Source organism: Streptomyces sp. NPDC107538, from assembly GCF_055657445.1.
In genome coordinates this window covers 16,307-27,414 of sequence record NZ_JBVKAY010000011.1, presented here as the reverse complement: position 1 = coordinate 27,414, position 11,108 = coordinate 16,307, and the positions used below count along the sequence as shown (strand labels likewise).

Below are 11,108 nucleotides of genomic sequence, written 5' to 3'. Positions count from 1 at the left end.
GGCCGACGCCGGTCGGGTGCGCGGTCCGGGTGGCGCTGGTCCCGCTCGGGTGTGCGGCCCAGGCGAGGGCGCAGGGCCGCGGCGCACCGGGCGAGACTCTGCTCGTACCAGCGCAGACAGCGTTCGACAGCGTCGACTTCGGCGTCGGCCTCCGTGCCCGTGCCCGCGCCCGCGTCGGCGGCGTCGGCCGCCGTCGGTGTCCCCGGCCGCGCGGCGAGTTCGCGGGCGAAGTCGCGGACCAGGTCGTGCGGGACGTAGCGGCCCCAGCCCGTCTCCTGGAGGAGGGCCACCTCCGCCAGCCGGTCGAGGGCGCGTTCGGCGATCCGCTCGTTGCGGTCCATCGCGACGGCCAGGAGCGGTACGCCGTACTCGGGCAGGTCCAGCGCGCCGATGAGCAGCAGGGCCGCGGCGGCGTCACCGTCGCGCGGATCACCCGAGCCGAGGAGGGCCTCGTGGGCCGCCGTCAGGGAGCGGCGGACGCTCAGGTCCTCCAGCTCCAGGTGGTCCAGGCGGTCTTCGGGGCGGGCGAGGCGCTCCACCAGCCGGTCCACCGCGAGGGCGCTGCGGCTCCGCAGTCGGGCCGCGCAGACCCGCAGGGCCAGGGGCAGACGGCCGCACAGGGCCACCAGCCGGGCCACCGGTTCGGCGTCGGAGGCGGCCCAGGCCCGGCCCGAGGCCCGCTCCAGCAGCAGGGCGCCCTCCTCGGGGGTGAGCGGGTCGAGCCGGAGGTGTGTGGAGGCCTCCAGGGTGGCCAACGGCTGTCTGCTGGTCAGCAGGACGGCGCACCCGGCGCCGGCCGGCAGCAGTGGGCGTACCTGGCTCGCCGAGGCCGCGTCGTCGAGCACGAGCAGTGTGCGGGTGGGGGCGAGCGCGGAACGCAGCAGGGCGGAACCGGCCGCCACGTCGCCCGGGATCCGCCGGGCGTCGACCCCCAGGCCGTGCAGGAGGGCAGCCAGGGCCTCGGCAGGCGCGAGCGGCGTCATCCCGGGTGTGGCGCCGTGCAGATTGAGGTAGAGCTGACCGTCCGGGAACGCCCGCCGGAGCCGTTCCGCGACATGCAGGGCGAGCCCCGTCTTGCCCACGCCCGGCATTCCGCTGATCACGGCGAGCGCCGTACGGCCGCGCTCCGCCTCCAGCGCGGCGCGGATCGCGGCGATGTGCTCGGCGCGGCCCACGAACTGGGCGGGCGGTGCGGGGAGTTGCTCCGGTCGCACGGGAGGCGTCAGAAGCAGCTCGGGCGGCGCCAGAAGCTGCTCGGACGGCGCGGGAAGCCGCTCCGGCGGCGCGGGCGGCCCCGAGGCCGCAGCCCAGACCCCGCTACCCGGGGCGGAGGCGACCGGAACGGAGGCAACCAGGCCAGAGCCGAACGGGCCAGAGTCGAACGGGCCAGAGTCGAACGAAGCGGCGGCGACCGGGACAGCGGACCCTTCACGCCCCCCAGCGCCCGCACTGCGCAGCACCTCCCGATGCGCGTCCTGGAGCGCGGGCCCCGGCTCCACGCCCAGTTCCTCGACCAGGGTCCGGCGCAGGGACCGGAAGAGCGCCAGTGCTTCGGCCTGGCGACCCGTGCGGCCGAGGACAAGGATCAGCTGACGATGCAGCGTCTCCCGGAACGGGTGTTCCCCGGCCAGGGTCCCGAGTTCGGCGGCCAGCCCATCAAGGCGGTCGAGCCGCAACAGCGCCTCGAAGCGGCACTCCAGCGCCTGCAGCCGCTGCTCCTGGAGATACGTCACGACTGGGTGTCCGGCGAGTGCGGGCACGTCCGCGAACGGGGTGCCGCGCCACAGCGCGAGCGCCGCCCCCGCGGCCCGCTCCGCCGCCTCCCACTCCCCCTGCTTGCGGGCCTCCTGCGCCCCACGTACCTCCGCCTCGAACACGTCCCGGTCCAACTCACCCCGCTCGACCCGCAGTTCGAGCCCGAGAGCGACCGTACGCAGCCGACCGCCGCCGGTACCGCCGGTGCCGCCCAGAGCGCGCCGCAGCCGGGCGATGTGGTTGTGCAGCGAGGCGGCGGCCGTCGGCGGCGGGTCCTCGCCCCACAGCGCCTCCCTCACCGTGTCCACAGGCACGGCCCGGTTCGGCTCCAGCAGCAGTACCGCCAGCAAGGCGCGCACCTTGGCTCCACGGACGGCCACGGCCGTACCGTCGTCGCCGACCACGCTCAGCGCTCCCAGTACTGCGAATCTCACGGGCACTCCAAGACGACGACCGTCCTCTTTCGACTATCGGTCCCTGATCAAAGCAGGTCACCCGCCCCCGTGTTGGCCGCGCGTTGGACGGCTGTTGGAGACCGCCGCGACGATGCCGCAAGTCCCCACACCCGAGAGAGAGTTGGCACGCATGTCGACACGCCTGGTACGGACGGCGCTGGCCGGAGTGACAGCGCTCGCGGCGGCGAGCACGGCCCTGTTGGTCACCCCGGCCACCCCGGCCGCCGCGGCCGACCGGGAGTTACGCCACCCCACCACCCAGGCGGCCATGGACGCCGCCGTGGCCGCCGGCGTACCCGGAGTCGTGGCGCAGGTACGCGACAACGACGGTGTGTGGAAAGGCACTTCGGGCGTCGCCGACCTCACCACGAGACAGCCACGCGGCGCCGGCGACAGCTTCCGCACGGGAAGTGTCACCAAGTCGCTCGTGGCGACCGTCATGCTCCAGCTCCAGGCGGAGGGCAAGGTCGACCTCGACACCACGGTCGACCACTATCTGCCCGGACTCGTACGGGGCAAGGGCCACGACGGCACGCGGATCACGGTGCGGCAGCTGATGAACCACACCAGCGGCATCTTCAACTTCACCGAGGACGCCACGTTCGCCCGGCAGGTGCTGGGCATCGAGTTCCTCACCACCCGCTACGACGACTGGACCCCGGAGCAGGTCATCGCCCTCGCCCTGCGGAACCCGCCCCAGTTCGAGCCCGGTACCTCCTGGCGCTACTCCAACACCAACTACCTGGTGCTCGGGCTGATCCTCGAAAAGCTCACCGGCAGGCCCTACGCCGAGGAGATCGAGCGCCGCATCACCAAGCCGCTCGGGATGCGATCCACGTACTTCCCCGGCTCCGACCCGCGGGTGCCCGCCCCCACCCGGCACTACTCCACGTTCACCGAGGACCCGGGCAGAACGTACGACGTGACCGAGCTGAACCCGTCCTGGGCCTGGGCGGCGGGCGAGATGATCACCAACGCCGCCGATCTCAACCGGTTCTACACCGCCCTGTTCACCGGCCGGCTGCTGCGCCCCGCCCAGCTGCGGCAGATGACGAGCACGGTCTCGACCGAGGGCAATCTGCCGAGCCAGCGCTACGGCCTGGGCCTCATCGAGTACGAGACGACCTGCGGCGTCCGGGTCTGGGGCCACTCCGGCGGCATCCACGGCTCCTCCACCCAGTCCTTCGGCACCAGGGACGGCCGTCACATGATCACCCTGAACTTCAACGGTGACTGGGTCGGCGGCGGCAAGACCGTGGTCTCCGCGGAATTCTGTCCGCCCCCGGAAAAAATCTCGGCCGCCGATGTCGAGAACCCGCGTCCCGCTCCGTCCCCGGTGTGAACGCGACCAGAATGGGCCGCACCAGCACCGAGGAGAACCGTCATGGCCAAGTACCTGCTCCTGAAGCACTACCGAGGCGCCCCGGCCGCCGTCAACGACGTGCCCATGGACCAGTGGACGCCGGAGGAGATCTCGGCCCACATCCAGTACATGCGGGACTTCGCGGAGCGGCTGGAGAAGACCGGCGAGTACGTCGACGGTCAGGCGCTCGCCCCCGAGGGGTCCTGGGTCCGCTACGACGGTGAGGGGCGCCCGCCGGTGACCGACGGGCCGTTCGCCGAGACCAAGGACCTCATCGCGGGCTGGATGGTGATCGACGTCGACAGCCACGAGCGGGCCGTCGAACTGGCCGGAGAGCTGTCGGCCGCCCCCGGGGCGGGCGGCAGGCCGATCCACGAGTGGCTGGAGCTGCGCCCGTTCCTGACCATGTCGCCCGACGTCACGGACGAGTGCCACCCTTGATGGACGAGTCCCTGCTCAGAAGCCTCACGCCGAGCGTGATCGCCGTCCTCGTCCGCCGCGGAGCCGACTTCGCGGCGGCCGAGGACGCCGTGCAGGACGCGCTGGTCGAGGCGGTCCGGGTGTGGCCCGGCGAGCGGCCCCGGGACCCGAAGGGCTGGCTGGTCACTGCGGCCTGGCGGAAGTTCCTCGACGCGACCCGCGCGGACACCGCGCGCCGTCGCCGTGAGGACCGTGTCGACGAGGAACCGGCACCCGGCCCCACTCCCGCCGTGGACGACACGCTCCAGCTCTACTTCCTGTGCGCGCACCCGTCGCTGACCCCGTCGTCGGCGGTCGCCCTCACCCTGCGCGCCGTCGGCGGCCTCACCACCCGGCAGATCGCCCAGGCCTATCTGGTGCCCGAGGCGACCATGGCGCAGCGCATCAGCCGGGCCAAGCGCACGGTCTCCGGTGTGCGGCTCGACCAGCCGGGCGATGTGGCCACCGTGCTGCGCGTGCTGTATCTGGTCTTCAACGAGGGCTACTCCGGTGATGTCGACCTGTCCGCCGAGGCGATCCGGCTCACCCGGCAGCTCGCGGCCTCCATCGACCATCCCGAGGTGGCGGGGCTGCTCGCCCTGATGCTGCTCCACCACGCCCGGCGCGCCGCCCGGACCGCCCCCGACGGCAGCCTCGTACCGCTGGCCGAGCAGGATCGCGGGCGGTGGGACACGGCGTCGATCGCCGAGGGTGTCGTGATCCTTCAGGCGGCCCTCGCCCGGGACCGCCTCGGTGAGTTCCAGGCCCAGGCCGCCGTCGCCGCCCTGCACGCGGACGCGCCCAGTGCCGAGGAGACCGACTGGGTGCAGATCGTCGAGTGGTACGACGAACTGGTGCGCCTGACCGACAGCCCGGTCGTCCGGTTGAACCGGGCGGTGGCCTTGGGTGAGGCGGACGGACCGCGCGCCGGCCTGGCGGCGCTCGCGGCCCTGAACGACTCCCTGCCCCGGCATACCGCCGTGGCGGCCTACCTCCACGAGCGCGACGGCGATCTGCCGACCGCGGCCCGCCTCTACGCCGAGGCCGCCCGCAAGTCCCCCACACTCGCCGAACGCGCCCACCTGACCCACCAGGCCGCCCGCCTCAACGCCGCCCGACACGGACCCACCGGGTAGCCCCCCACAGGACCGCCCCAAGCGGCGAGTCCCACCACCGGCACCCCATGCACGACAGGCCCAGCCCGCCGGTCCCAGCCCGGCAGCCCCGCCTCAAGCAGATCCAGCACGACACACCGGCCCGGCGGACCGGGCCAGCAGATCCGGCCCGGCAGACCCCGCCCAGCAGACCCGCCTCCATCAGGTCCAGCCCGGCAGACCCCACCCAGCAGACCCCGCCCGGCGGGCCCCCCGCGCGCTCAGCAGATCCGTGGCAGCTGCTCGCCGATCGGCAGATCGATCACCCGTGTCCCGCCCAGACCGGTCCGGGCGACGACCATGCCGGGATGTTCCTCGACGGCCTCGCCGACGATCACGGCGTCCGCGCCGAGCGGGTGGGCGCGCATCGCCTCCAGCACCGCGTCGGCGTGTTCGCGCGGAACGAAGGCCACGAGCTTGCCCTCGTTGGCGATGTACATGGGGTCCAGGCCGAGGATGGCGCAGGCATTGGCCACGGCCGGCGGGACCGGGACGTCACGTTCGCGGATGACGACGCCGGTGCCGGAGGCCGCCGCGATCTCGTTGAGCGAGGCGGCCAGGCCGCCTCGGGTGGGATCGCGCAGCACATGCAGATCGGGGGTGACGGCGAGCATGGTCTCGACGAGACCGCCGAGCGCCGCGCAGTCGCTCTTGATCTCCACGCCGAACTCCAGCCCCTCACGCACGCTCATGATGGCCACACCGTGCACCCCGATGGCGCCGCTGACGATCACCACATCACCCGGGACGACCCGCTGGGGCCGCAGATCGACGCCCGCCGGGACGACGCCGATGCCCGCCGTGTTGATGAAGATCCCGTCGCCGTGTCCGGCCTCCACGACCTTGGTGTCCCCGGTGGCGACCTCCACCCCGGCGGTGCGCGCCGCCGCGCCGAGCGCCTGGGACACCCGGGTGACCACGTCCAGCTCGACGCCCTCCTCCAGGATGAATCCGCAGGAGAGGTAGGCGGCCCGGGCCCCGCTCATGGCGAGGTCGTTGACGGTCCCGTTGACCGCCAGGTCCCCGATGCTGCCGCCGGGGAAAAACAGCGGCCGTACGACGTAGGAGTCGGTGGAGAACGCCAGCCGGGCGCCGCCCAGCGAGAGGACCGCGGCGTCGCCCATCTGGGCCAGCACCTCTCCCCCGAACGCGGGCGCGAAGATCTGCTGGACCAGTTCGGCGGAGAGGACCCCGCCGCCGCCGTGGCCCATGACGACCCGGGGCCGGTCGCGTACGGGCAGCGGGCAGGTCCACGCCTCGACGTCGAGGACGGGCCGTTCGGTGGTGTCAGACAACGGGGCTCGCCTCCCGGACCGTCGTGGTGGCGGGCAGGTCCAGCCGCCGGTAGAGGTAGTACGCCGCGCAGGCCCCCTCACTGGACACCATCGTGGCGCCCAGCGGCGTACGAGGCGTGCACAGGGTGCCGAACGCCTCGCACTCGTGCGGCTTGAGCAGCCCTTGCAGGACCTCGCCGCTGCGGCACTCGGCGGGTTCGGCCGTCCTGATCCCGTCGACCGCGAAGCGGTGCTCGGCGTCGTGGTCGCGGTACTTCGACGCCAGCCGCCAACCGCTGTCGGGGATCACCCCGATCCCGCGCCAGGCCCGGTCGGTGACCTCGAAGACGTCCTCCAGCATGGCGCGGGCGGCCGGATTGCCCTCCGGGCGCACGGCACGGGCGTAGGCGTTGTCGACGGTGTGTTCACCGCGTTCCAGCTGACGGACGGCCCGGCGTACGCCTTCGAGGATGTCCAGGGGCTCGAAGCCGGTCACGACGATCGGCACCCGGTAGCGGTCCGCCAGCTCCGGGTACTCCTCGACGCCCATCACGCTGCACACGTGTCCGGCGGCGAGGAAGCCCTGCACCCGGCAGCTGGGCGAGGACATGATCGCCTCGATGGCGGGGGGTACGCGGACATGGGACACCAGCATGCTGAAGTTCCTGATGCCCAGCTTGCGGGCCTGATGGACCGTCATGGCGTTGGGTGGTGCCGTCGTCTCGAAGCCGATGCCGAAGAACACGACCTCGCGGTCCGGGTTCTGCTGGGCGATCCGCAGTGCGTCGAGCGGTGAGTAGACGACCCGTACGTCTCCGCCCTCGCCCCGGACCTGGAACAGGTCCCGGCCGGTGCCCGGCACCCGCAGCATGTCCCCGAAGGAGCAGAAGATCACCCCCGGCCGGGAGGCGATCTCCAGCGCCTTGTCGATGACCTCCAGCGGGGTCACGCACACCGGACAGCCGGGTCCGTGGATCAACTCGACCTTCTCGGGGAGGAGTTGGTCGATGCCGTGCCGGATGATGCTGTGCGTCTGCCCGCCGCACACCTCCATGAGGGCCCATGGCCTGGTCACCGTGGCGTGGATGTCGTCGAGGAGCCGGCGCGCCAGCTCCGGGTCCTGGAACTCGTCGATGTACTTCACGGGTTGCGCACCTCTTCCAGCGGGTCCACGCCCGCCTCCTTCGCCGCCGTCTCCCAGGGGTCGCCGAACTCCTCCTGCAGCATGCCGAGTTCGGCGAAGAGTTCGAGCGTCTGCCGCGCCGACTCCTCGTCCAGCCGCTGCAGGGCGAAGCCGACGTGGACGATGGCGTACTCGCCGACCCGGAGGTCGGGCAGATACTCCAGGCACACCTCCTTGACCACGCCGCCGAAGTCGACGGTGGCCATCCGCGTGCCGTCCCGTTCCTCGATGTCCAGCACTCTGCCGGGTACCGCCAGGCACATGAGCCTCTCCTCGCTGTCCTCGCTGTGGGTCGCGCGTCGCTCAGTCGGTGGGAGTCGCGGCGGAGGTGGCCCGCCCGGCCACCATCAGCTGGCCCAGGGCCAGTCCGCCGTCGTTGGGTGGCACCAGGTGATGCCGCAGGACCGTGAAGCCGTCCGCGCGCAGGGTGGCGGCGCAGGCGGAGGAGAGCAGCGTGTTCGCGAACACACCCCCGGACAGCACGACCGTCTCCAGTCCGTGCCGCTGCCGCGCCCGCGCGCACATCCGGTGGACCAGGGCGGTCACGCCCTGGTGGAAGCGTGCGGCGATCAGGGTCGGTTCGGCGCCCGCGCGCAGATCGCCGACGATCGCCGCGAGCACGGGCGCCGGATCGGCCCGCACGGCCATGCCCTCCCCCGCCTCCGGGTCGTGCAGCGCGAAGGCGTACGCCGTGGTGTCCCGGGCCGGCGCACAGAGCGCCGCGCCCTCCAGCTCCACGGCGGCCTGTGCCTCGTATCCGGCGTGGTGGCACACACCGGCCAGCGAGGACACGGCATCGAAGAGCCGGCCCATGCTGGAGGTGGGAACGCAGTTCAGGCCGCGCTCCAACTGCTGCTCCAGGACCCGGAGTTCGTCGGGCGGACAGGCGGCCGTGCACGGGAGGTCGCCGGACCAGTCGATCCCGGCCGCCCGCAGATGGGCCAGCGCCATGCGGTACGGGCGGCGCACCGCGGTGTCGCCGCCGGGCAGCGGGACGTAGGCGAGGTGTCCGAACCGGGTGAAGCGGTCGTAGTCGGCGAGCAGGAACTCCCCGCCCCACACGGCGCCGTCGTCGCCGTGGCCCGTGCCGTCGAAGGCGACGCCGAGGACCGGCCGGGTGCCGTCGAGTCCGTGCTCGGCCATCGCGGCGGCGATGTGCGCGTGATGGTGCTGGACGTGCCCGACGGGGCGCCCCACCGCGTTCCGGTCGGCCCATCGGGCGGAGCGATAGCCGGGGTGCCGGTCGGACACCAGGACCTCGGGCCGCACCCCCGTGATGGACTCCAACTGCGCCTCCGCGCGTTCGAAGGCACGCTGGGTGCCGAGGTCGTCCATGTCGCCGATGTGCGCCGACAGCCAGGCCTGTCGCCCCGACCCCAGGCAGAAGGCGTTCTTCAGATCGCCGCCGACGGCGAGGGCCGGCCGCACGGGCAGTGGTAGGGCGACCGGCAGCGGGGCGTGGCCGCGTGAGCGGCGCAGCACCAGGGGCTCGCCGTCGCAGACCCGGACCACGGAGTCGTCGCAGGGCACCTGGATCGGCCGGTCGTGGGTGAGCCAGGCGTCGGCCAGGTGCGCCAGCCGTTCCAGCGCCTCGGTGTCGTCGGTGACGATCGGCTCACCTGAGACATTGCCGCTGGTCATGACGAGCAGCCGGGGGCCGTCCGCGTCACCGGGCAGGCCGAACAGCAGGTGGTGCAGGGGCGTGTAGGGCAGCATCACCCCGAGGTCGGGGCTGCGGGGCGCGACGGCCTCGGCGGGCCGCGGATGACCCAGGGGGCTGGGACGGCGTCTGAGCAGCACGACCGGCCGGGCCCGGCCTTCGAGCAGGGTCCGCTCCTCGGGGCTCAGCCGCACGAGGTGCCGTACGTCTTCCACTGTGCTGGCCATCACGGCGAACGGTTTGTCGCCGCGTGCCTTCCGGTGCCGCAGGAGGGCGACCGCGTCCTCGTTCGTGGCGTCGCAGGCGAGGTGATAGCCGCCCAGACCCTTCACGGCGACGATCGCGCCCCGCGTCAGCAGGGCGCGCGCCTCGACGACCGGATCCGCCCCGCCGACGCTCACGGTCCCCGTGTCCGGTCCGGCGACCAGTCGCAGCCGGGGTCCGCAGGCCGGGCAGGCGACCGGCTGGGCGTGGAAGCGCCGGTCGGCCGGATCGGCGTACTCGCGGGCGCAGTCGGCGCACAGGGCGAAGCCGGCCATGGTGGTGTGGGCCCGGTCGTACGGCACGCCGGTGACGATCGTGAAACGCGGGCCGCAGTGCGTGCAGTTGACGAACGGGTGGCGGTACCGCCGGTCCGCCGGGTCGGCGAGTTCGGTGAGGCAGTCGGCGCAGGTGGCGGAGTCCGGGGAGACCAGGGTGCGGGCCGGGCCGCCGGAGTGGGAGGCGAGGATGGTGAAGGCGGTGTCGCCGACGGGAGGCAGCTCGCGGTGGTCGACGGACTCGACGCGGGCCAGCGGGGGCGCCTGGGCGGCGATCCGGTCGCAGAACCCGGCCACGGCCGTGGCGGGGCCCTCGACCTCCACGACGACGCCCTCCGGGGTGTTGGTCACATGTCCGGCCAGGGCGAGTTCGGTGGCGAGGCCGTACAGGTAGGGCCGGAAGCCCACGCCCTGCACCACTCCCCGGACGGTGACCCGGCGGCGCGACGCGGGCTCCTCGGTGACGGCGGCCCGGGTCTGGGGACCGCTCACGAGTGGGTGTGGGCCATGGCGCCGGTGGCCTCCGGGTGCGCGTGGGTGTGACCGTCGTGGGTGTGGGTGTGCCCGTGGTGGTGGGGCTGCCGGGCCATGACCGGCGTGTGGACGGGGGCGCCGTCCAGGACCGCGATGGCCCGGTCGAGGAGTGCGCCGATCCCCCGACCCGCCCGTGCCGAGGTCACGACGATCTCGACTCCCGGGTTGACCTGCTCGACGTTGGCGCGGAACGCGAAGTCGTCGAACTCGACGGCCTCCGCGAGGTCCGCCTTGGTGACCACGACCAGCTGGGCGAGGCCGAAGGCGGTGGGGTACTTGAGCGGCTTGTCCTCGCCCTCCGTGACGGAGGCGAGCGTGACTCTCAGGGTCTCCCCCAGGTCGTAGGTGGCGGGGCAGACGAGGTTGCCGACGTTCTCCACGAACAGCAGCCGGGTGTCGTCGGGCAGCCATCCGTCGAGGTGTCCGGCGAGCATCCCCGCCTCCAGGTGGCACAGTCCGTCGGTGAGCACCTGTTTGACCGGGACGCCCGAACGCGCCAGGCGGACCGCGTCGTTCTCGGTGGCGAGATCCGCGCTCAGCGCGGCGACGGGAAGGGACCGCTCCCGGGCCCGCAGCAGTTCCTGCTCAAGCAGCGCGGTCTTGCCGCTGCCCGGACTGGACAGCAGATTGACGACGGCGGTGCCCCGCGCGGTGAGGGCGGAGCGCAGCGCGTGGGCGCTCGCGTCGTTCTTCGCCAGTACGGCCTGACGCAGGTCGGCTACACGGCACATG

General features: G+C 73.0%; 9 protein-coding genes. 3 read left to right on the top strand and 6 right to left on the bottom strand.

Annotated elements, in window-relative coordinates; all coding sequences use genetic code 11:
* A partial coding sequence (locus ACZ7MG_RS31615; protein WP_471946279.1) for an AfsR/SARP family transcriptional regulator occupies positions 1–2,189 on the bottom strand: 2,189 nt, incomplete at its 3' end.
* A gap of 151 nt (positions 2,190–2,340) precedes the next feature.
* On the opposite strand from ACZ7MG_RS31615, the gene ACZ7MG_RS31610 reads away from it, so the two are divergent.
* Genes ACZ7MG_RS31610 through ACZ7MG_RS31600 form a run of 3 tightly spaced genes read left to right on the top strand, consistent with a single transcriptional unit; the run spans position 2,341 to position 5,168 of the window.
* Positions 2,341–3,552 carry a serine hydrolase domain-containing protein gene (locus ACZ7MG_RS31610; protein WP_471381318.1) on the top strand — a complete coding sequence of 404 codons (1,212 nt, stop codon included), beginning with the start codon at positions 2,341–2,343 and terminating at the stop codon, positions 3,550–3,552.
* Positions 3,553–3,594: 42 nt separating this feature from the next.
* A complete protein-coding gene (locus tag ACZ7MG_RS31605) occupies positions 3,595–4,014 on the top strand; it encodes a YciI family protein (RefSeq protein ID WP_471381317.1) in 420 nt (139 codons plus the stop codon).
* The gene (locus tag ACZ7MG_RS31600; RefSeq protein ID WP_471381316.1) at positions 4,014–5,168 is read left to right on the top strand and encodes an RNA polymerase sigma factor; all 1,155 of its coding nucleotides are present in this window, start codon (positions 4,014–4,016) and stop codon (positions 5,166–5,168) included. The genes ACZ7MG_RS31605 and ACZ7MG_RS31600 overlap by 1 nt, the downstream gene beginning before the upstream one ends.
* A gap of 239 nt (positions 5,169–5,407) precedes the next feature.
* Here the strand turns inward: ACZ7MG_RS31600 and hypE are convergent, their stop codons facing one another.
* From hypE to hypB, 5 genes are read right to left on the bottom strand one after another with little or no spacing between them, the layout of a single operon-like run.
* Positions 5,408–6,481 carry a hydrogenase expression/formation protein HypE gene (gene hypE / locus ACZ7MG_RS31595; protein WP_471381315.1) on the bottom strand — a complete coding sequence of 358 codons (1,074 nt, stop codon included), beginning with the start codon at positions 6,479–6,481 and terminating at the stop codon, positions 5,408–5,410.
* Positions 6,474–7,604: a hydrogenase formation protein HypD gene (hypD, locus tag ACZ7MG_RS31590; RefSeq protein ID WP_471381314.1), complete on the bottom strand. Its 1,131-nt coding sequence runs from the start codon at positions 7,602–7,604 to the stop codon at positions 6,474–6,476. The genes hypE and hypD overlap by 8 nt, the downstream gene beginning before the upstream one ends.
* Positions 7,601–7,906 carry a HypC/HybG/HupF family hydrogenase formation chaperone gene (locus ACZ7MG_RS31585; RefSeq protein WP_471381313.1) on the bottom strand — a complete coding sequence of 102 codons (306 nt, stop codon included), beginning with the start codon at positions 7,904–7,906 and terminating at the stop codon, positions 7,601–7,603. The genes hypD and ACZ7MG_RS31585 overlap by 4 nt, the downstream gene beginning before the upstream one ends.
* A 40-nt stretch (positions 7,907–7,946) precedes the next feature.
* Positions 7,947–10,334: a carbamoyltransferase HypF gene (hypF, locus tag ACZ7MG_RS31580; RefSeq protein WP_471381310.1), complete on the bottom strand. Its 2,388-nt coding sequence runs from the start codon at positions 10,332–10,334 to the stop codon at positions 7,947–7,949.
* The gene (gene hypB, locus ACZ7MG_RS31575; RefSeq protein WP_471381309.1) at positions 10,331–11,107 is read right to left on the bottom strand and encodes a hydrogenase nickel incorporation protein HypB; all 777 of its coding nucleotides are present in this window, start codon (positions 11,105–11,107) and stop codon (positions 10,331–10,333) included. The genes hypF and hypB overlap by 4 nt, the downstream gene beginning before the upstream one ends.
* Position 11,108 lies beyond the last annotated feature (1 nt).